The sequence below is a fragment of the Nisaea sp. genome (assembly GCF_040217065.1).
Taxonomy (GTDB): domain Bacteria; phylum Pseudomonadota; class Alphaproteobacteria; order Thalassobaculales; family Thalassobaculaceae; genus Nisaea.
This window is the reverse complement of the sequence record NZ_JAVJNX010000008.1, coordinates 35,609-55,142: the sequence shown is the minus strand read 5'-3', so window position 1 is coordinate 55,142 and position 19,534 is coordinate 35,609. Positions and strand designations below refer to the sequence as shown.

The following is a 19,534-nucleotide window of genomic DNA, read 5'->3' as shown; positions in this document are numbered from 1 at the left end:
GGTTATCTTTCCGGAATCAGGCCTTTCGGCGCAAAGCGCATGACCAGCAGCAGGATCGCCCCCATCAGCAGATACCGCATATAGACGGACCCGGCGACGAGATGCTGGGCCAGGGCCGACTCTTCCGGCATCGGATAGGTCAGGACATTCATGAACCAGCCGCCAAGCGGTTCTGCCTGGACCCACAGGAACCAGATCACGAACCCGCCGAGCACCGCGCCCCAGTTGTTGCCGGAACCGCCAAGAATCACCATCACCCAGATCAGGAAGGTGTAGCGCAGCGGAATGTAGCTGGTCGGCGTCAGCTGACCGTCGAGGGTGGCCAGCATGGCACCGGCTACGCCGCACACCGCGCAGCCGAGCACGAAGACCTGCAGGTGCCGGGCCTTCACATCCTTGCCCATGGCGGCGGCCGCGTCCCTATTGTCCCGGATCGCCCGCATCATCCGCCCCCAGGGCGACTGCAAGGCTCGCTCGGCCAGCCACATGATGATGGCCAGCACGGCAATGAAGAGCAGGGCATAACAGATCTTCACGAACACACCGGCAGCTTCCGACATGTCGCTCACCCCAATCGAGGAGGCGAAGGAAATGAACCAGTCCGTCTCGACAAGATCCACCTCGTAAGGGACCGGGCGCGGAATGCCAGTCACGTTCTTCACCCCGCGCGAGAGCCATTCCTCGTACTTGATGACGGCGATGATGATCTCTGAAATGCCGAGCGTGGCGATGGCCAGATAGTCGGCGCGCAGGCCGAGGGAAATCTTGCCGATCAGCCAGCCCGCGCCGGCCGCCACGAGACCGCCGACGGGCCAGGCCAGCAGGACCGGCAGGCCGAGTCCCCCGAGATAGCCGGTCAGTGCGGGATCGATGGCCTCGATCCGCTCTGTCGCCGGACCGAAGAAATGCGTCGTCAGGAAATAGCCGGGGATCAGCAGAAGAACCACCACATAGGGACGCAATCCCCGTGGAACGGCACGGCGGGCAAGCATAATGGCGACGACGGTTCCCACGAGAGAGAGGAACGACAGGAAAAGATCGCCTCCCGCGACCTCCCAGGCCTCCTGCACCGGCGCCATGGAAATCAGCACGGCGGCCAGGGCGCCGAGCGCCGTGAACCCCATGATCCCGACATTGAACAGGCCGGCATAGCCCCACTGCATGTTCACGCCGAGCGCCATGATCGCCGAGATCAGGCACAGGTTCAGAATGCCGAATGCAACGTTCCAGCTCTGGAAAAAGCCGACGGCGATCAGCACCAGGCCCATCAGGCTGTAATAGAGGGCGACCTTCTTCGTCATATGACTTTTCCTCGAATGATGCCCGTCGGTCTGACCAGCAGGACAGCGACCAGGATGACGAAGGACACCGCGAATTTGTAATCGGTGGAGAGCAGCTGGACGAGCCCGTCCGGCACCCAGCCATCCGGGCCGAGAAAGGCCAGGAAGCGCTTGAAGGCGTAGGTCACCATCACTTCCGAGAAGGCGATGATGAAGCCGCCAAGCACGGCCCCCACCGGCTGGCCGATGCCGCCGAGAATGGTCGCGGCGAAGATCGGCAGCAGGATCTGCAGGAAGATGAAGGGCTTGTACGTCTTGTCGAGACCGTAGAGCGTGCCGGCGATGGCGGCGAGCGCGGCAGCGATGATCCAGGCGATCAGCACAACCTTTTCCGGATCGATGCCGGACAGCAGCGCCAGGTCCTCTTCATCGGAATAGGCCCGCATGGCCTTGCCCCAGCGCGTCCTTTGCAGGAACCAGAACAGGAAGGCGACGACGACCAGCGCGACCACCACCGTGATCACCTGGCTTTGCTTGATGGCAATGCCCTGATCGAGGCCGGTGGCGGCCTTGAACTCCCGCACGGTGATCAGGAACCTGGCGCCGTCCGCGAAACTCTGGTCGTCCGGCCCGATGATGATGCGGATCAGCCCCGCCATCACGAACATGACGCCGACCGACACGATGGCGAAAACGATCGGGTTCGACCGCTTGCGGCGGTAGAAGCGGAAGACGAAACGGTCCGTCAGGCAGGCCATGCCGATGGCGGCGAGAATGCCGATCGGAAGAGCCAGAAGCGCTGTCGGCAAGGGATCGATGCTGACCCCCTGCGCCTGCAGGAACCAGGTGGCGAGGATCGCCGCCATGGCGCCGAAGGACATCATCTCGCCATGGGCAAAATTGGCGAAGCGCAGGATGCCGAAAATGATCGTGACCCCGAGGGCGCCGAGCGCGAGCTGGGCACCATAGGCCAGGGCCGGGACGAGGACGAAATTGCTTAGCAGAGCGAATGCGTTGGCGATATCCATCTCAGCCCCCGAGGAAGGAACGGCGAACTTCCTCGTTCGCCAGAAGGGCCTCGCCGGTATCGGTGAAGCGGTTGGTGCCCTGCACGAGGACAAAGCCGTGATCGGCGATCTCCAGCGCCTGGCGGGCGTTCTGCTCGACCATCAGGATGGCGATACCGGTGCGCGCGATCTCGACGATCTTGTCGAACAGCTCGTCCATGACGATCGGCGACACGCCGGCCGTCGGCTCGTCCAGCATCAGCAGCTTGGGCTGGGTCATCAGCGCCCGGCCGACCGCGACCTGCTGGCGCTGCCCGCCGGACAGCTCACCGGCCGGCTGGTTCCGCTTCTCGGCCAGGATCGGAAACAGGGAGAAGACCTGCTCCTTCGACTCCGTGATGTCGTCCTCGCGGATGAAGGCGCCCATCTCGAGATTTTCCTCGACGGTGAGCGAGACGAAGACGTTCCGGTTCTGCGGCACGAACCCCATGCCATGGCGTACCCGTTCCTGCGGCGCCATGGAGGTGATGTCCTCCCCGTCGAAGACAACACTGCCCTCGCGCAGGGTGAGCATGCCGAACACCGCCTTCATCGCCGTCGACTTGCCGGCCCCGTTCGGGCCGACGACGACGGCGACTTCACCGCGCTCCACGCGCAGTTCGCAGTCGGTCAGGATATCGGCCCCGCCATAGCCGCCGGTCATGCCGGTCGCGGAAAGAAAACTCATTGCTCCGACACCCGCTTGTGTTTGCGGCCGGTCCCGAGATAGGCCTCGATGACCTCTTCGTTGTTCATCACCTGATCGACGGTGCCTTCCGTCAGCAGCTTGCCCTCGGCCATGACGATGACCGGATCGCAAAGCCGGGCGATGAAATCCATGTCATGCTCGATCAGGCAGAAAGTGTAGCCGCGCTCCTTGTTCAGGCGCTGGATCGAGCGCGCGATGGTCTGCAGCAGGGTGCGGTTAACACCGGCGCCGACCTCGTCGAGAAAAACGATCTTGGCATCGACCATCATGGTGCGGCCAAGCTCGAGCAGCTTCTTCTGGCCACCTGAGAGATTGCCGGCCAGCTCATTTTCGAGATGCTGGATTTCCAGGAATTCAATCACGTCGCGGGCGCGTTCACGGACCTTTTCCTCGGTCTCGCGCACCGCGGCGAAATTGAACCAGGCATGGCGCAGATCCTCGCCGGACTGATCGCCCGGGACCACCATCAGATTTTCCAGCACCGTCAGGCTGGAAAACTCGTGGGCGATCTGGAAGGTGCGCAACAACCCCTTGTGGAACAGTTCGTGCGGCTGCAGCTCGGTCACATCCTCGCCGTCGAGATAAATCGTCCCCGATGTCGGCGGAAAGGCCCCCGCGATGATGTTGAAGAGCGTCGTCTTCCCCGCCCCGTTCGGGCCGATGAGCCCGGTAATGGAGCCTTGCTGGATTTCCAGCGACACGCCATTGACGGCGTGAATGCCACCAAATCGCTTGGTGACGTTTTCAACTCGGATCATTGATCAGTCCAAATGGGCGAAACGGCCAGGCTGGCGCCTGACCGTTCCCCGAAAAGTCTCTGCCCAACCGGTCAGTGATACCCGACGGTCTTCCACTTGCCATCAGCAACCGTGGTCTCACGGAAGCTGCCGGCGGACTCGCCCGGTGCGATCAGTTCCAGCGCGGTGCCGCCGACATAATCGATGTCGCCGCCATCGGCCAGAATCTTGAGCGCTTTCGCGAGTTCGCCCGGGAAGATTTTCTCGCCCGGTGCATTCGCCACTTTCTCGACATGGCTCTTGTAGGCAGCCGGATCTGTGCTGCCGGCGGACTGCATGGCCAGCAGCAGAATGGCGGATGCGTCATAGGCTTCCGGAACGTACGGATCGTCTCCCTTGAAGCCCTTGCCTTCCGCCAGCTTGGCAAGCTGCGCCGCGCCCGGGCTGTCCGTGCCCGGATTGGTTCCGATGGAGCCATCGAGATCGGCGCCGAAATGATCGGTCAGCGCTTCGCCGACCATGCCGTCCGGCAGGACGAACCGGTCGAAGGCACCGGTATCGAGCGCAGCCTGGATCATGCCCTTGCCGCCCTGGTCGAGATAACCGGCGACGATCAGGATGTCGCCGCCGGCAGATGCCAGAGTCGCGACTTCAGCGGAATAGTCGGCCTTGCCGTCTTCGTGCGCGGCAACGGCGGTGATCTTGCCGCCCTTGGCTTCGAAGGCGGACTGGATCGAGTCAGCCAGACCCTTGCCATAATCGTTGTTGGTGTAGGTCAGGGCAGCGGTCTTGATACCTTGCGCGACAAGGACCTCACCGATGATCTGGCCCTGGCGGGCGTCGGACGGGGCGGTGCGGAAGAACACACCGTCATCCTCGATGGTGCTCAGCGCCGGCGAGGTGGCCGACGGGGAAATCATCACCATGCCGTTCGGACGGGCGACGTTGTTCAGGACCGCAGTGGTCGCGCCGGAACAGGTCGCGCCGACGATACCGGCAACCCCCTCGGACGTGATCAGGCGGTCGGCAGCAGCCGTCGCGGCAGCAGCATCGACGCAGGTACTGTCACCGCGCACGGAGACAACCTTCTTGCCGCCAAGGAAAATGCCGCTGTCGGACACTTCCTGAATGGCCATCTCGCCACCAAGCGCCATCGGCTTGACCAGCGATTCCGTCGGGCCGGTAAAGCCCTGGAGCATGCCAATTTTGACGGTGTCTTGCGCATGAGCGGCAGTCGTCGACATCACCGCCGCACATAACAACGGTAGCAATCGTTTCATGGTCGCTTCCTCTGTAAGGTTTCGATTCGTGATTACGAATTCCGAACACTATACAAATCCGGATGCCCCCGGCAATGCCAAGTCAGCGTACCGCGCGCGGAATCAGGAAATCGTCGCGTGATCTCTCACTGCCGTTGATACGCAGCCGGGGAACAGATTGGTGAGACCTGCTCAGATCCGGGGAAACCGGAAAGATCACGCGGCGACGCCCCCCTTCAAAAGGCGTGGCGCTGTTCGATTGCGTCGTCCACCGGAACTTCTGCAACCATCGAGTCAATTTTCGCAATCCAGGTCGCGCGCGCCCGCCCTGTTTCAGGACGAATTGGCAAGTCTCCGGTTCCTATGCACCGAAATACTGACGAGATGCCCTTTTCCGACTAAGCTTTTAGTGTCGAAAGGAACATCGCAGGTTTGAGGTCGGTAACCAACGCAAGGACGCTTTTTGGCAATTCAGGGCAACTACCACTACAGATCTCTTTCACCACTCGGCAGCCCCTCACGCACGCTCGCCGTCGCGTCGGGCTGGAGTTATGGGTGCTGTTCGCTGGATGCACCGGCACAGAGTTTCGGCCCTTTCGCCAATCTGGTCGAAACCTGGCAGTCGCGCCGCCTGGATGGCCGCACTTTGCCTGCCCGCAGGGCGTTCGAGATGGAAGATTTCAGGGACTGGATGGGCCAGATCTTCATCGCCAAGATCGAGAGGGCCCCGTTCGACCTGCGATACACGCTCTGGGGCACCACGCTGGTCGACTGGTGGGGTGTCGATTATACCGGGAAAACCCTGGGAAATCAGTCGGAAAGCCCCGAAAGCTGGAATGCCGAGCGGCGGTATTTCGAGACCATGTCACGCGCGCCCTTCATTGGCCTCGCCGGCGGAATGCTCACGCAGCACAGCCGCGACCATGTCAAGGTCCTCGGCCTGGACCTTCCGCTCGGAGACGGGCCCCGGATGGACCGGGTATTGTCGGCACATCTCCGCGTCAATTTTGACGACGATGTCGGCACGATCATTCCCGACTGCCCGATCACACCTTTCGAAGACACATAGAGCGCCTGCCGGTCGAGAGAGTCCTCGGTCGAACTCGTGCGGAGGCGTCGAGTATCCTATGCGACCTGCCTGACACGGCTGTGTCCGACGACCGGGTCCGGACCTCAAGTTTCTCAAGGCGGATACGCCGGGGCCGGGTACCTGCAATTGTCCCTCCGCACTTGAACGAAAAGGCTCAGGGATTTCTCCCTGAGCCTTTTGACGGCCAGTACGAGAGATCAGAGCAGCGAACCTCTCAAGACTCCGATCCGGCAGGTTACTTCTGAAGCTCGGTCCAGATCGCCGTATAGAGATCACGCGACTCACCGGAGCAGGTCGGCAGGAACTTCCCCGGACCCCGAAGTTCGGCGGGCGTGACGATCTCCGGCGCGGTCCGCATTTCCTCCGGCATGAACGCTTCCGACCCGTCGATGCCGTTCGCATAGCGGGCAAAGGCGGAGATCAGGGCCGCGTTCTCCGGCTCCATGATGAAGTTCTGGAACAGCTTCGCGTTTTCCGGATTCTTCGCGTCCTTCAGGATGGCGACCGCATCCATCCACAGCGGATAGCCCTCTTTCGGATAGCCGTAGGCGACCTTCGGGTTGTTCAGCCGGGCGCGGAAGGTCGAGCCGTTCCAGTTCACCGTCGCCGGATACTCGCCGCTGGAAAGCTTGTCCGTCGTGCCGTAATCCATCGACAGCCATTTCGGCTTCGCGGCGACAAGAACATCCCGCACCTTTTTCAGGACGGTCTTGTCCGTCGTGCAGGGCTCACCGCCGACATAGAAGAGCGTCATGTTGATGATGTCGTTCATCTCCGGCACGACATTGACCTTGCCGACCAGCTCCGCCGGCGGATCGAGGAAGATCGCCGAGGTGTTGATATCGCCGCCATAGACCGAGGTATCCACGGCAACGCCCGTCGTGCCCCACTGCCACGGCACCGTGTAATGCCGCTTCGGATCCCACGGGACATCACGCCAGCTCTCGGAAACGTTCTTGAAATGCTCCATCTGGTCGGGACGGCTCTCAAGCAGCAACCCCTTCTCGACATAGATCGGAACATAGTTTCCGGTCGGCACCACGATATCGAAACCGTGCCCGCCAGCCTCGATCTTGGTCAGCGCCGTCGTGTTGGAATCATAGTCCGTGATGGTGACCTTGACGTCGTGGGCCTTCTCGAACTTCTTGATCAGGTCGGGGTTGGTGTAGTTGCCCCAGTTGTAGATGTTCAGTTCACCTGCGGCGAAAGCCTGGGTCGACAGGGCCAGCAGGGCGGTCGCAGACAGGGCGAGAAAAGACGGGCGCATAATGGATCTCCTTTTGTGCGCTTCGGAATTGTTCAGGTCGATTTTTCATTCCGTCCGGTCAGAATGAAAAATGCAGTAAGCAGCAGAACAGTCAGTCCGAGCAGCGCCGTCGAGATCGCATTGACCTCCGGCGTCACCGCCCGTCTCAGCTGACCCAGCATGTAGGTCGGCAAGGTGTCCTGGCCGGCGGATTTGACGAACTCCGTGATGATCACATCATCCAGCGAAATCACAAAGGCCAGCATGGCGCCCGCGACAACCCCCGGCGCGACCAGCGGCAGGGTCACCCGGCGGAAGGTCTGCCACGGCGTCGCGTAAAGATCCGCCGCCGCCACCTCCAGCACCCGGTCCATCCCCTCCAGCCGCGCCCGGATCGGCAGATAGGCGAAGGGCACGCAGAAGGCCGCATGGGCGAGGATCAGATAGGCAAGTCCCGAATACCCGGTCGCCACCTTGATCGAGGCGAAGAAGATCAGCAGTGCCACGGCGGTGACGATCTCCGGCACCATCAGCGGCTGGTTGATCATCACATAGATGAATGTGCTGCCGGGAAATTTCGCGGTCCGTGTGGTGCCGAGGGCCGCCATGGTCGCCAGGGTTGTTGCGATACCCGACGCCCAGAGCGCAATCACCAGCGAGCGCAGGGTGGCTTCCTGCACCTGCTCGTTCTGCGCCGCGACGGCGTACCAGTCGAGGGAGAAGCCTTCCCAGAGCGCCACTGAATCGCCCGCATTGAAGGAATAGAGCACGATGACGATGATCGGCGCATAGAGCGCGGCAAAGCAGATCATCGTCACGGCGGTGAATCCCGGCAGCCGTCTTACCGAGAACGCCTTGCGAACGGGCTCAGCCATGCGGCTCCTCCCGCGACGATGCCCGGACATACAGCAGCAGCGCCGCCATCACGATCAGCAGCAGCAGGATGGAAAGCGACGAGCCGAGCGGCCAGTTCCGGCCCTGCCCGAATTGCAGCTCGATGAAATTGCCGATCATCATGTTCTTGCCGCCGCCGAGCACCCGCGGCGTCACATAGGCACCGAGCGACGGCACGAAGACAAGAATCGATCCCGCCACAATGCCGGGCTTGATGATCGGCAGGATGACCTTGCGGAACACCTGCAGGCGGTTTGCATAGAGATCGTAGCCCGCCTCGACCAGCCGGAAATCCAGCCGCTCGATCGCGGCATAGAGCGGCAACACCATGAGCGGCAGATAGACATAGGCCATGCCGATCAGGACAGCCGTATCGGTGTACAGGATCTGGATCGGCTCCTCGATCAGACCGAGACCCCTCAGGCTGTTGTTAACGATCCCCTCGTTCCGCAGCATCTCGAGGATGGCAAAGGTCCGGATCAGCAGATTGGTCCAGAACGGAATGGTGATCAGGAACAGCCAGAACATCCGTTCCCTCCCGGACCGGGTGGCGATGAAATAGGCCGTCGGCAGGCCGAGCACGAGCGTGATGAGTGTCGTCGACAGGGACAGCCGGACGGAACGCCAGAAGATTGTCAGATGCGCGTCGGCCAGCCCGACCGTGTCGTCGAAGATGTCCCGGGAGAACAGGATCTGGAACCAGGCATTGAAGGACGGCTCCCAGATCACACCGCTGAAATCGCCGGGCTTGAGGAACGAATAGACCAGCACGATCAGAAGCGGGCCCGACGCCCCCACCAGCAGCAGCAGGATCGCCGGCAGGGACAGCAGCCAGTTGCGCCGGATATGGCGGCGCGTCGCCTCCGCTTCCAGAGAACGCGGCTGTCCGGTTTCGCCTGTCATGCCCCGTCCTCGACAACGCGCAGGGCTCCGGACGCGAAGCGAACGCCGACCCGACCCTGTTTTTCCAGACTCTGGTCGGCTCCCGCCTGTACCCGGGCGACCAGCACCGTGCCGTCGCCAAGATCGACATGGGCATGCATGTCGGTGCCGAAATAGACCAGCTCCGTGATCACGCCCGCCAGCACGCCCTCGCCCGCCGGATCGAGTTCGACCCGCTCCGGACGGATGGCAACGGTGACCCTGGTGCCCTTGGCAAGATTGCCCGGCATCACCGCCGGCGTGTGATTGCCGTTGCCCAACGTGACCGAGCCGGACTCCGCCACCGCCGCAGGCAGGAAATTGGACTCGCCAATAAAGTCGGCCACGAAGCGGTTGGTCGGGGCGTTGTAGATGTCGCGCGGTGCGCCGATCTGCAGGATGCGGCCGGCGCTCATCACGGCGATCCGGTCCGACATGGTCAGCGCTTCTTCCTGATCGTGCGTCACGAAAATGAAGGTGATGCCGGTCTCCATCTGCATCCGCTTCAGCTCGATCTGCATCTGCTTGCGCAACTTCAGGTCAAGCGCGGACAAGGGCTCGTCGAGCAGCAGCACGGACGGTTTCGGGGCCAGCGCACGGGCCAGGGCGACACGCTGCTGCTGGCCGCCGGAAAGCTGCGTGGGGTAGCGATGGGCCATCTGCTCCATGTGCACCAGCGTCAGAACCTCATCGATCGCGTGCGCCACCTCGGTCTTCGTCTTGCCGAGCATCTCGAGTCCGAAGCCGACATTCTGGGCCACGGTGAGGTGCGGGAACAGCGCGTAGCTCTGGAACACCGTATTGACCGGCCGCTTGAAAGGCGGGTCCGTGGTGATGTCCACGCCGTCCAGCACGATGCTGCCATAGGTCGGCGTCTCGAAGCCCGCGATCATCCGCAACAGCGTGGTCTTGCCGCACCCGGACGGGCCGAGCAGCGTGAAGAACTCGTTCGTCCTGATATCGACCGAGACATCGTCAAGCGCCCGGAGCCCGCTGGATACCGACCCGAAGATCTTTGTCACCGATTGTGCGGAAACGGCTATCTCGCTCACTCACTCGTCTCCTTGGAACCGGCATGCACCGCCGCAAGCGGCGGACGTTTATGAAACCAGGGCTGCGCCCGTTCCAGCTCGGCGCAAACGCCCATCAGCAGCTCGTCCGCCCCGAACGGCGCCGCCAGGTGAACGCCTATGGGAAGACCGGCGCTGGACCAGGCCAGCGGCACCGACGCCGCAGGCTGGCCGGTGGCATTGAAGGACGCGGTGTAGGGTGAATAGGCAAATACCCCGTCGGGCCCGAGCCTGTAGTCGAGATAGCTTTCCCGGTCATGGGAGAACCGGCCGACCCTCGCCGGCGGTTCCGCCAGGGTCGGGCTGACCAGCAGATCGAACCGGGCAAAGAAGGCCGCCATCTGCCGCCCGTAATCGTGCACCGTCTCCAGGGCATCGAGATAGGCAGCGCCGGATATGGTCTCGGCATAGGCGCAGGCACTGCGCGAGACCGGCTCGAGATCGTCCGCCTGCAACTCCCGGCCGAGCCGTTTCAGCTTGTGCTGCACCCCCAGCGCCGTGCCGCAGGCCACGATCACGGTCCATGCCTGCATCATGGCCAGCGTATCCGCTTCCGGCCGGGCAATCTCGACATGGTGTCCCATATCCGCGAGCAGTGCGGCTGCCGCTTCCGCAGCGGCGGCGCATTCCGGATCCACACGCTCCCCGTCGAGGGTCGTCGTGCACAGTGCGACCCGCAGCCCGGTACGGCTTTTCTCCATGGCATTGCTGAATGTGTCTTGAAGCGGCGGCGCCACATAGGGCGCGCCCAGATCCGTGCCGGAGCAGATATCGAGCAGCAATGCGCTGTCCCGCACCGACCGGGTCAAAAACCCTTCGATCGCCATGCCGCCCCAGCCCTCGCCCGACGCGGGGCCGTCAGGCAGGCGGGCGCGCGTCGGCTTGAAGCCGAACAGACCGCAGCTGGAAGCCGGAATGCGAATGGACCCGCCGCCGTCCGAACCATGGGCAGCGGGAACGATGCCCGCCGCCACGGCCGCGCCGGAGCCGCCGGACGATCCGCCCGGCGTGTAATCGAGATTCCAGGGATTGCGTGTCGGCCCGCCATAGACCGCCGCTTCCGTCGCACAGCCGATCCCGCCTTCCGGCGATGTGGTGCGCCCGAACACGACCAGACCGGCCGCAAGCAATCGCGAAACCAGGGTGGAATTGTAGGAATAGGTTGTGTTCCGAAGCAGCCGCGAGCCGTTGTGCCCCGGAAAACCGATGGCTTCGGCACCAAGATCCTTGAGCAGGAACGGAACGCCGGAGAGCGGTCCCTCCGGCAGGCCGGCGGCGATTGTCGCACGGGCCCGGTCGACCTGGAGCTGGGTAACCGCGTTCAGCTGCGGATTGAGTGCATCGACACGCGCGACTGCAGCGGAAAGCGCGTCGTCGGCACTGAAATCCCCACGGGAAATCCCGCGAGCGAGTCCGATTGCATCCAGATCGTCGTAACCGGACAGCTCTTGCACTCTCACCATCTCCGCTATCTGGGGCACCAGCCATGTCAGCTGACCCTGCTGTGTAAACACTGGGTAAACAGTTGACCAAGACGGGCCCGGACACAACGTCCATTATGGCGTCGTGATCTGAACCGGCCGCAGGTGGAAGCGCCCATCCGGATATGACGGCGCCCGAAATTAGGCGTATGATGCAGGCATCAGGCGGGTCGCGGTTTCCTCGTGATCGGCGCCGGGTCCGACGCCATGCCACGGCTGACTGCGCCCATCGAACCACTCGTTCGGGAGAAGCAAGTCATGGCCACCACAGAACAAATCAGAAATCCGATAGAATGGGGATGGGACCAGCTCCGGGTGCTTCAGCGTGCCTTCGGCGCCACGGGTCACGCGCTTGGCGGCGCCGAAAAAGTCACCGCAACGGTGCGGAAGATCTCGGTCGACGATTTGCGCGATGCCCTCGCCCGCGGCGCCGCCGACTTCGCGGCCTGCCGGACCGACGTGATCTTCCTGTGCCTGATCTACCCGGCCGCCGGGCTGTTCCTTGCGCATCTGGCCTTCGGTTATGATTTCCTGCCGCTGCTGTTTCCGCTCGCTTCCGGTTTCGCCCTTATCGGGCCTGTGGCAGCGGTCGGTCTGTACGAGATGAGCCGCAGACGTGAGCAGGGCCACCACGCCACTTGGGCGGACGGCCTCGGTGTGATCAAATCACCTGCGGCCGGAGCGATCCTGGTGCTAGGTCTCTATCTGCTCGCCATCTTCATCGCCTGGCTGGTGGTCGCCTACGGGATCTACTCCATGACCCTGGGCCCGCAACCGCCGGCCTCGGCGACAGCCTTCGTCAGCGCCGTATTCACCACGGCAGCCGGCTGGGCCATGGCGGTCATCGGTATCGGCGTCGGCTTCCTGTTCGCGGTCGCCGCGCTCACCATCAGCGTCGTGTCGTTTCCGATGCTGCTCGACCGCGATGTCGGTCTCTATCCGGCCATCGCCACCTCGATCCGGGCCGTGGCCGCGAATCCGTTCCCGATGGCCGTGTGGGGCGTGATCGTTGCCGGCGGCCTGGTGATCGGGACCATTCCGTTCTTCATCGGCCTCGCCGTCGTCATCCCGGTCCTCGGCCACGCCACCTGGCATCTGTACCGGAAGCTGGTGCCGCGCTGACGGACAGTCCTCCAGGAGAACCGGTCAATGCGGCCCGGACTTCTCCGCCTGGATCATCAGGCTCTTGATATGGCCGGCGAAAAACCACGTCGCGGGAATGCCCAGAACCAGCCCGCCGGCAATGGATTCATACGGGGTCAGCACAGGCCAGCCGAGCCAGCTGGAAATCAGCGAGGCAAAGAACAGATTGACCGCGGCGGCGCCCGCACCGAATGGGTACAGCCCTGCCAGCAGCTTCCATCCCGGCGCTTCCTTCATCGCCGGCTTACCAGCCATTGCACCGCCGCCAAAGCCAGAAGCAGGGCCACCGATGCCAGCAGGAACCAGCCCTCCGCCGTTGCGGTTTGCGGGTTCGGGATCGGGCGCTGGAAATTCGCCGCATGGGCCTGGAAGGGCAGCAGCATAATACCGAGAAAGAGCAGCGATCGCATGTCAGGTCTCCTGTATCAGTGAGCGATAGATGTCCGGGAGCGCGCGGATCAGGCGCGCGGGATCCGGCAGCAGGGTGAAGCCGGCGCGGTTGAAGATCCGCGCGAACCAGTCCTGGCCGTCAGCGTCGACGACGATGCCGTAGACCGACTGCCCCTGCATGCGCGCCTCGTGCACGGCCATGCGGCTGTCCTCGATACCGTGCACGCCTTCATAATGGTCAAGATCGTTCGGCTTGCCGTCGGTAAGTACCAGCAGGAGCTTGCGCGCGGCACTCTCCTGCGCCAATTGTGCCGTAGTATGCCGGATGGCCGCGCCGAGCCTTGTGTAGTGTCCCGGACGCAGACTGCCGATCCGCTCGGTGACCCGGGCCGACATCGGGGTGTCGAAACTCTTGCACCTTGTCAGGAACACACGGTCGCGGCGCAGCGACGAGAAGCCCCAGATGCCGAAGCGGTCACCGGCAGCGTCGATGCCGCCGGCAAGCGCCATCAGCGCCTCGCGCGCCGTGTCGATCACCGACCGGTCGCCGATCACGGCCTCGGTCGAGCGCGAGCAATCCATCAGCACCGCAACGCAGAGATCACGCTCGGTGACCCGCAGGCTCTGATAGATCCGGTCGCTGGCCGCGCCCGTCACGCGCAACGAGACCTGGGCCGCGATCAGCGCATCGAGATCAAGCTCCGCCCCGTCAATCTGACGCGGACGCATGATGCGGCGCGGATGCAGCGCCTCGAATTGGCGGCGGACACGGGTGATCAGGTGCTGGTCGACCTTGATGTCCCGCGTTGGGTCGGCCGTCGCTTCGGCCTCCAGAACGCGGCAGTGATCGGGCATGTAGGCCCGTGCCCGATGGTTCCATTCGGGGTAGGTGTGATGATCTGCCAGACGTTCGTGATCCGCATCCTGCGGCGCAAGATCGAGATGCAGGCGCAGCCTCGTTGCAGCACGCTTGCGGTTCTGCGACAGGGTGATGTGATCCTGATCCTCCGCCGCCTTCTGGGCATTGTCCTGATCGTCGTCATCGACCGAGCGATTGAGGTTCATGCTCTCGACCCAGCTCAGGATCGCCTCGAAACGATGGATGATGAAACTGTCCTTGCGATCGGCCTGCTCGCGCTCCTCGCGCTTGCCGACCTTTCGCGTGGTCGTCGCCAATCCCGGCGGCGCCGTGCCGGGATCCTGCTCGGCGGCTGCATCGCCCGGCGCAGCCCGTTCCAGCCGAAGCCAGATCGGCACCTGGGCGGGTGATGTATAGCCGCGGTGCGCTGTCGCGGTTCCGGCCCGGGCCTGACGAAGCAACACAATCGCCGGCTCGGATAGCTTTGCCTGGTCGCCGAGATACCGGCGGGTGAGTTCCTCCAGTGCACTCTCGGTCCGGTGTGAAGCATGTGACATACGGGTTTGGAGCAGATGCCTGCGCAAGGCCCTGAAAGGTTGGGTCAGCCCGGGGCAGGCGGCAAGCGTGCGCGACGTTGCCGCTTCCATGGCCAGAAGATGAGCCAGATCCAAGGAAAGCGGATCGGCTGACGGCTCCGGGGAAACCAGGCCGTCACAGCTGGCGGCCATTGCCGCAAGCCACAAATAGGCCGCCCGGTTGAGATCGGGCGTCGGGAATGCGTCCATGACCGGCGGCAGCCGCAGACGTTCACCATCGAAACTGGCCAGATATTCCAGCTGCCGCCCGTCACCGATTGTGCGCAGAACGCCGCGCCGATGCGGTGCCGCTGTCCCGGGCGCGGGGCCGATTTCGACACCCCCCGCTCCGCCCAGCGCCCGAAACAGGACCGCCAGAGAGGCCCGCATCGCCTCCAGCGACACGGCGCTCTCGTCGTAGCCTTCGGGCGCAGCCATGCGGCTGGCCCAGTCATGCCAGAGATTGCCGACCGTCTCTTCGGGCTCCATCAGATCAAGCGGGCTGATCATCTCAAGGCTCCCCGGTCAGCCGTAGACCACGGCGATCAGATCGCGGAGGGCCTGCTGGATGTCCGGCTCGTCGGTCAGCGGCTCGATCACCGCGGCCTCGAGCGCCTGTTCGAGCGGCATGCCGCCCGCGATCAGCGTCGCGGCGTAGATCAGCAGACGGGTCGATGCGCCCTCCTCGAGATCCATGCCGGACAGTGCCCGGATATGCCCGGCCAGCCGGACCAGCGGCGCGACACGGCTTTCCTCGAGACCGCTCTCGCTGGACACGACGGCAATTTCGGTCGCCGCATCCGGGAAGTCGAAACCTATCGACAGAAAACGCTGCCGTGTCGAAGGTTTCAGCCGTTTCAGGATGTTCTGGTAACCGGGGTTGTAGCTCGCCACCAGCATGAAGCCGGGCGGTGCGGTCAGCTCTTCCCCGGTGCGGTCGATCATCAGCGTCCGCCGGCTGTCCGTCAGCGGATGCAGCACCACGGTGACGTCCTTGCGCGCCTCGACGATCTCGTCGAGATAGCAGATCGCCCCCTCGCGCACGGCCCGTGTCAACGGCCCGTCGATCCATTCGGTCTCCCCGCCACGGAGCAGGTAGCGGCCGATCAGATCGGCGGCGGAGAGATCGTCATGACAGGCGACGGTGTAGAGCGGGCGGCCGAGCCGGGCCGCCATATGCTCCACGAACCGCGTCTTGCCGCACCCGGTCGGCCCCTTCAGGAGAAGGGGCAGACCATTGGTGTGGGCCGTCTCGAACAACGTGCACTCGTTGCCGACCGGACGGTAAAACGGGACGGGCTGAGTGCCCGTCACGTTTCTTGTATGCGCGTTCATGCCTGGCCGCTTTCGGGGATAACCGCTTCACCGGGCTCGACGATTTCCCGCTGCGGCACGAGCTGGCTGTACAGGAACAGCAGGGCGCCCAGCACGACGGCAACACCGGCCCCGAAACGCATGAAGTAGAAGATCTCGAGCGTGTCCTGCACATCCATGTAGTAGTCCCCGACCACCCGCTGCATATGCGTCTGGATGGTGCCGGCAAAGGTCAGCACGAAGGTCATGAAGGCCATGCCGCCGGTCATCAGCCAGAAGCTGCACATGTTCAGCACCTGGTTGTAGGGCGAGCGGCCCAGCAAGACCGGCATGGCATAGGTGAACATCGCCAGGTTCAGGGCGACATAGGCGCCATAGAAGGACAGATGCCCGTGCGCTGCCGTCACCTGCGTGCCGTGGGTGTAGTAATTGACCCCGTGCAGGGTATGCAGGAATCCCCAGACGCCGGCGCCGAAGAAGGCGACCGTCGCCGAGCCGAGCGACCACAGCAGGGCCGCCTTGTTCGGATGATTGCGCCGTCCCTTCCAGACCATCAGGAAGGCGAAGCTCATCATGGCGAAAAACGGCACCACCTCGAAGGTCGAGAAGATCGAGCCGACCCACTGCCAGTATTCCGGCAGACCGATCCAGTAGAAATGGTGGCCGGTCCCGAGAATGCCCGAGAACAGCGCCGTGGCGACAATGACATAGAGCCATTTCTCGATCACTTCGCGATCGACACCGGTCAGTTTCAGCATCAGGAAGGCGAGGATCGACGCCATTACCAGCTCCCAGGTGCCTTCGACCCAGAGATGGACCACGAACCACCAGTACATCTTGTCGAGGCTGAGGTTGGACGGGTTGATGAAGGCAAAGATCCAGAGCAGGGACAGCAGCCAGAGCCCGGTCAGAAGGACATTGGTGATCGCCGTCCGGCGCCCGGCCAGTACGGTCAGCGAGATATTGACGAGGAAGATCACCGCCGCCACCAGAATGCCGAACTTGACCCAGAGCGGTTGCTCGAGGAACTCGCGCCCGCCATGGATGCCGACGAGATAGCTCCCGACCGCACCGAGCGTGCCGACAACGAGAATGATCAGCTGCAGATAGGCGAGCTTGACCGAATAGAGCTCCCGCTCGCTTTCTTCCGGAACCAGATAGTAGGCGGCGCCGAAGAAGCCCAGCAGCAGCCAGACGATCAACGCGTTGGTATGGATCATGCGGATGATGTTGAACGGCAGCAGCTCGGACAATGTGTTCGGTGAGACATAGATCCAGCCGGCCAGCAGGCCGCCCAGCACCTGAATGGCGAACAGCCCCATCGCAACAACGAAATAGGCGTAGGCCACTTTTTGTGATTGGTATTTCATGATTTTCTCCCTCAACCCGCGTCGTTCGGCGGCCAGTTCTGGGTGTCGGTCTGATCGGCCCAGCGGAGGAAATCGGCGAGACCGCGCATTTCTTCTTCGGTGATTTCGAAGAACGGCATCTGCCGGCGGCCGGGTGTTCCGGAAGGCTGCGCCTTCATCCACGCATCAAGGATCTCGAATGCTCCTTCCGGATCGTCGAGAACGCCCCAGCGAGTCATCACGTTGCCGACTTCCGGCGCGAAATAGGCGCCCTCGCCATGCAGCGTGTGACAGTTGATGCAGCTGTGCCGTTCCCAGACTTCCTTGCCCAATTTGACTGCTTCGGTCAGCGGCATGCCTGCCGTGGATGTTTCGACGACATAGCGGTGGCTGTGGATTGTCATGACCACGAACACGATTACGAAGAACAGGGATCCTCCATAAAAAATGTTCCTGGCCCGCGATTTCGTAAGGATCTCTGACATTGTGCCGGACCTGCTCCTTGTTGCGGATGGAGCAGAAATACCGGGGGCCGCGCCGGGCAATGTTGTCCCAGCGCAAAGAACTCGGCGATTTGCCGTGTCACAACGAGATCACAGGGGATCGATGGGCATGAACCTTGACCATATGACCGCCTCGGGCTGGGGGAGCTTCGCAGTGCAGGGACAGTAACGCCATGAGACCGCCGGACATCGACGATCCAGACTTGCCGCTGACCACGCTGTTCAAGGAATGGCCCGAGACGCCAGCGGTCTTCATAAGGCACCGGATGTTGTGTTTCGGCTGTCCCATTGCGCCCTTCCACACGATCATCGACGCTTGTGCGGAATACAGTCTGGACGAGGAGGCGTTCCGGGCGGAACTGCGCCAGGCGGCAGGCCTCTAGAACAGGCTATTCTGCGGAAGCTGCGCTTAGCTCCCGGCGCCGCTCAGCAATACCAGACGGTGCGGGTCGGTCACGACAATATGACGCCGGGTGCTTTCCAGAATGCCCTGTTTCTGCCAGGCACTGAGCAGCCGGCTGACCGTATGAAGGGTCGTTCCGGTCATGTCCGAGATATTCTGCCTGGTAACCGGGAACGCGATTTCAATGCCGTTCTCGACCTTCCGGCCGGTCTGGTTGACCATCCTGAGAAGCGCTGCGGCCAGACGCTGTTCCACGGCCTGGGTCGCCAGCTCCATCAACTGGGAATGCAATTCTCCCATGCGCTCGCCGACCACCCTGTAGGTTTCGGTCGCGAAGCCGTCATACTTCGATGTGAAATCACCCCAGAGCCGAACCGGCCACGACAGGGCAATCGTCTCTGCCGCTGCAATCGCGGTCGCGGGATAGGTATCGCGCCCCAAGGCCGGGGCAATGCCGAAAAGCTGACCCGGGGCAATATGCATCGCGATGATCTGTTCCCCGCCGGGCGTTGACTTCACGACCCGGATATAGCCGTCCAGCAACAGGTAGAACTGTTCGGCATGCATGCCCTCGGAAAAGACGGTCGCGCCCTCTTCCACACGTCTGGAGATTGCCTGATCGAGGATTTCCCTAATCTGCGGGCGGTCGAGGCGTCGGAACGGTGGAAGCCCGACGAGAAGGCTTTCATCTAATTTATTCACAACCCGTTCCGAAGTTTGTTGCAGCACAAAGAGCCCTGCACCGCACTAAAGCATAACGCTGTCAGGCAAAAATACCGAAAACAAAGAACGGAATTTTCCATGCTCAACAAAACAATGATGGCGGCTGCAGCTCTTGTCCTGATGGCGGGACCCGCTCTGGCCGAAACCTACGAAGTCAAAATGCTCAACAAGGGCGCAGCGGGTTCCATGGTCTTCGAGCCTGACTTTGTTGCAGCTCAGCCGGGAGACACGATCCGCTTCATCTCCACCGACAAGGGGCACAATGTGGAATCGATCAAGGGAATGCTTCCCGACGGAGTGGAGAAATTCAAGAGCAAGATGAACAAGGATTTCGATCTCACCGTCAAGACGGAAGGCCTTTACGGGCTCAAATGCACCCCGCATTACGGCATGGGAATGATTGCGCTGATCCAGGTCGGCAAAGCCGGCAATCTTGATGATCTGCGCGCCGTCAAACAGCCGGGCAAGGCCAAGAAACGGTTCCATGACGCCTTCGCCCAGGTCAAGTGACCCGGACTTCGGACTGACCGATCCTGAGAGGG

The 19,534-nt window shown here is 62.7% G+C and carries 21 protein-coding genes; 4 read left to right on the top strand and 17 right to left on the bottom strand.

The annotated features are described in order from the left end of the window. Positions 1–2 precede the first annotated feature (2 nt). The 5 genes from RH950_RS09325 to RH950_RS09305 form a co-directional block, all read right to left on the bottom strand. Positions 3–1,301 carry a branched-chain amino acid ABC transporter permease gene (locus RH950_RS09325; RefSeq protein WP_350055996.1) on the bottom strand — a complete coding sequence of 433 codons (1,299 nt, stop codon included), beginning with the start codon at positions 1,299–1,301 and terminating at the stop codon, positions 3–5. Beyond that, complete coding sequence (locus RH950_RS09320; protein ID WP_350055994.1) at positions 1,298–2,308, bottom strand: branched-chain amino acid ABC transporter permease; 1,011 nt, start codon at positions 2,306–2,308, stop codon at positions 1,298–1,300. The genes RH950_RS09325 and RH950_RS09320 overlap by 4 nt, the downstream gene beginning before the upstream one ends. A gap of 1 nt (position 2,309) precedes the next feature. Further along, positions 2,310–3,014 carry an ABC transporter ATP-binding protein gene (locus tag RH950_RS09315; RefSeq protein ID WP_350055992.1) on the bottom strand — a complete coding sequence of 235 codons (705 nt, stop codon included), beginning with the start codon at positions 3,012–3,014 and terminating at the stop codon, positions 2,310–2,312. Next, positions 3,011–3,793 carry an ABC transporter ATP-binding protein gene (locus RH950_RS09310; RefSeq protein WP_350055990.1) on the bottom strand — a complete coding sequence of 261 codons (783 nt, stop codon included), beginning with the start codon at positions 3,791–3,793 and terminating at the stop codon, positions 3,011–3,013. The genes RH950_RS09315 and RH950_RS09310 overlap by 4 nt, the downstream gene beginning before the upstream one ends. A gap of 71 nt (positions 3,794–3,864) precedes the next feature. After that, positions 3,865–5,052: an ABC transporter substrate-binding protein gene (locus RH950_RS09305; protein ID WP_350055988.1), complete on the bottom strand. Its 1,188-nt coding sequence runs from the start codon at positions 5,050–5,052 to the stop codon at positions 3,865–3,867. A gap of 442 nt (positions 5,053–5,494) precedes the next feature. Between RH950_RS09305 and RH950_RS09300 the strand changes: the two genes are divergently transcribed. Continuing rightward, positions 5,495–6,100 carry a PAS domain-containing protein gene (locus tag RH950_RS09300; RefSeq protein WP_350055986.1) on the top strand — a complete coding sequence of 202 codons (606 nt, stop codon included), beginning with the start codon at positions 5,495–5,497 and terminating at the stop codon, positions 6,098–6,100. Positions 6,101–6,356: 256 nt separating this feature from the next. On the opposite strand, the gene RH950_RS09295 is transcribed toward RH950_RS09300, so the two are convergent. Genes RH950_RS09295 through RH950_RS09275 form a run of 5 tightly spaced genes read right to left on the bottom strand, consistent with a single transcriptional unit; the run spans position 6,357 to position 11,706 of the window. Further along, positions 6,357–7,388 (bottom strand): extracellular solute-binding protein, encoded by a 1,032-nt coding sequence (locus RH950_RS09295; protein WP_350055984.1) that lies wholly within the window; start codon positions 7,386–7,388, stop codon positions 6,357–6,359. A gap of 32 nt (positions 7,389–7,420) precedes the next feature. After that, positions 7,421–8,242 (bottom strand): ABC transporter permease, encoded by an 822-nt coding sequence (locus RH950_RS09290; protein ID WP_350055982.1) that lies wholly within the window; start codon positions 8,240–8,242, stop codon positions 7,421–7,423. Then, a complete protein-coding gene (locus tag RH950_RS09285) occupies positions 8,235–9,164 on the bottom strand; it encodes an ABC transporter permease (RefSeq protein ID WP_350055980.1) in 930 nt (309 codons plus the stop codon). The genes RH950_RS09290 and RH950_RS09285 overlap by 8 nt, the downstream gene beginning before the upstream one ends. Beyond that, positions 9,161–10,234, bottom strand: a complete 1,074-nt coding sequence (locus tag RH950_RS09280; RefSeq protein ID WP_350055978.1) for an ABC transporter ATP-binding protein — start codon at positions 10,232–10,234, stop codon at positions 9,161–9,163. Before RH950_RS09280 ends, RH950_RS09285 begins: the two co-directional genes overlap by 4 nt. After that, entirely contained in the window at positions 10,231–11,706 is a 1,476-nt protein-coding gene (locus RH950_RS09275; protein WP_350055976.1) for an amidase, read from the bottom strand. Before RH950_RS09275 ends, RH950_RS09280 begins: the two co-directional genes overlap by 4 nt. A 285-nt stretch (positions 11,707–11,991) precedes the next feature. Between RH950_RS09275 and RH950_RS09270 the strand changes: the two genes are divergently transcribed. Then, entirely contained in the window at positions 11,992–12,855 is an 864-nt protein-coding gene (locus RH950_RS09270) for a DUF2189 domain-containing protein (RefSeq protein WP_350055974.1), read from the top strand. Positions 12,856–12,879: 24 nt separating this feature from the next. On the opposite strand, the gene RH950_RS09265 is transcribed toward RH950_RS09270, so the two are convergent. From RH950_RS09265 to RH950_RS09240, 6 genes are read right to left on the bottom strand one after another with little or no spacing between them, the layout of a single operon-like run. Continuing rightward, complete coding sequence (locus RH950_RS09265; RefSeq protein WP_350055972.1) at positions 12,880–13,131, bottom strand: hypothetical protein; 252 nt, start codon at positions 13,129–13,131, stop codon at positions 12,880–12,882. Continuing rightward, complete coding sequence (locus RH950_RS09260) at positions 13,110–13,286, bottom strand: hypothetical protein (RefSeq protein ID WP_350055970.1); 177 nt, start codon at positions 13,284–13,286, stop codon at positions 13,110–13,112. Before RH950_RS09260 ends, RH950_RS09265 begins: the two co-directional genes overlap by 22 nt. Position 13,287: 1 nt before the next feature. Continuing rightward, complete coding sequence (locus RH950_RS09255; RefSeq protein ID WP_350055968.1) at positions 13,288–15,210, bottom strand: nitric oxide reductase activation protein NorD; 1,923 nt, start codon at positions 15,208–15,210, stop codon at positions 13,288–13,290. 15 nt (positions 15,211–15,225) lie between these two features. After that, positions 15,226–16,035, bottom strand: a complete 810-nt coding sequence (locus RH950_RS09250) for a CbbQ/NirQ/NorQ/GpvN family protein (RefSeq protein ID WP_350055966.1) — start codon at positions 16,033–16,035, stop codon at positions 15,226–15,228. Further along, complete coding sequence (locus RH950_RS09245) at positions 16,032–17,384, bottom strand: cbb3-type cytochrome c oxidase subunit I (RefSeq protein WP_350055964.1); 1,353 nt, start codon at positions 17,382–17,384, stop codon at positions 16,032–16,034. Before RH950_RS09245 ends, RH950_RS09250 begins: the two co-directional genes overlap by 4 nt. An 11-nt stretch (positions 17,385–17,395) precedes the next feature. Continuing rightward, positions 17,396–17,848: a c-type cytochrome gene (locus RH950_RS09240; protein WP_350055962.1), complete on the bottom strand. Its 453-nt coding sequence runs from the start codon at positions 17,846–17,848 to the stop codon at positions 17,396–17,398. Positions 17,849–18,039: 191 nt separating this feature from the next. Here RH950_RS09240 and RH950_RS09235 point away from each other — a divergent pair, with 191 nt between their 5' ends. After that, on the top strand, positions 18,040–18,249 hold the full coding sequence (locus RH950_RS09235; RefSeq protein ID WP_350055960.1) for a DUF1858 domain-containing protein: 210 nt from the start codon (positions 18,040–18,042) through the stop codon (positions 18,247–18,249). Positions 18,250–18,275: 26 nt separating this feature from the next. Here the strand turns inward: RH950_RS09235 and RH950_RS09230 are convergent, their stop codons facing one another. Further along, a complete protein-coding gene (locus RH950_RS09230; protein WP_350055958.1) occupies positions 18,276–18,971 on the bottom strand; it encodes a Crp/Fnr family transcriptional regulator in 696 nt (231 codons plus the stop codon). A gap of 99 nt (positions 18,972–19,070) precedes the next feature. Between RH950_RS09230 and RH950_RS09225 the strand changes: the two genes are divergently transcribed. Next, the gene (locus RH950_RS09225) at positions 19,071–19,502 is read left to right on the top strand and encodes a pseudoazurin (RefSeq protein WP_350055956.1); all 432 of its coding nucleotides are present in this window, start codon (positions 19,071–19,073) and stop codon (positions 19,500–19,502) included. Positions 19,503–19,534: the final 32 nt, after the last annotated feature.

Coding starts and splice junctions, on each gene's coding strand:
- RH950_RS09325 (WP_350055996.1), bottom strand. CDS start 1,301: ATGACGAAGAAGGTCGCCCTCTATTACAGCCTGATGGGCCTGGTGCTG.
- RH950_RS09320 (WP_350055994.1), bottom strand. CDS start 2,308: ATGGATATCGCCAACGCATTCGCTCTGCTAAGCAATTTCGTCCTCGTC.
- RH950_RS09315 (WP_350055992.1), bottom strand. CDS start 3,014: ATGAGTTTTCTTTCCGCGACCGGCATGACCGGCGGCTATGGCGGGGCC.
- RH950_RS09310 (WP_350055990.1), bottom strand. CDS start 3,793: ATGATCCGAGTTGAAAACGTCACCAAGCGATTTGGTGGCATTCACGCC.
- RH950_RS09305 (WP_350055988.1), bottom strand. CDS start 5,052: ATGAAACGATTGCTACCGTTGTTATGTGCGGCGGTGATGTCGACGACT.
- RH950_RS09295 (WP_350055984.1), bottom strand. CDS start 7,388: ATGCGCCCGTCTTTTCTCGCCCTGTCTGCGACCGCCCTGCTGGCCCTG.
- RH950_RS09290 (WP_350055982.1), bottom strand. CDS start 8,242: ATGGCTGAGCCCGTTCGCAAGGCGTTCTCGGTAAGACGGCTGCCGGGA.
- RH950_RS09285 (WP_350055980.1), bottom strand. CDS start 9,164: ATGACAGGCGAAACCGGACAGCCGCGTTCTCTGGAAGCGGAGGCGACG.
- RH950_RS09270 (WP_350055974.1), top strand. CDS start 11,992: ATGGCCACCACAGAACAAATCAGAAATCCGATAGAATGGGGATGGGAC.
- RH950_RS09265 (WP_350055972.1), bottom strand. CDS start 13,131: ATGGCTGGTAAGCCGGCGATGAAGGAAGCGCCGGGATGGAAGCTGCTG.
- RH950_RS09260 (WP_350055970.1), bottom strand. CDS start 13,286: ATGCGATCGCTGCTCTTTCTCGGTATTATGCTGCTGCCCTTCCAGGCC.
- RH950_RS09255 (WP_350055968.1), bottom strand. CDS start 15,210: ATGATCAGCCCGCTTGATCTGATGGAGCCCGAAGAGACGGTCGGCAAT.
- RH950_RS09250 (WP_350055966.1), bottom strand. CDS start 16,035: ATGAACGCGCATACAAGAAACGTGACGGGCACTCAGCCCGTCCCGTTT.
- RH950_RS09245 (WP_350055964.1), bottom strand. CDS start 17,384: ATGAAATACCAATCACAAAAAGTGGCCTACGCCTATTTCGTTGTTGCG.
- RH950_RS09240 (WP_350055962.1), bottom strand. CDS start 17,848: ATGTCAGAGATCCTTACGAAATCGCGGGCCAGGAACATTTTTTATGGA.
- RH950_RS09235 (WP_350055960.1), top strand. CDS start 18,040: ATGAGACCGCCGGACATCGACGATCCAGACTTGCCGCTGACCACGCTG.
- RH950_RS09225 (WP_350055956.1), top strand. CDS start 19,071: ATGCTCAACAAAACAATGATGGCGGCTGCAGCTCTTGTCCTGATGGCG.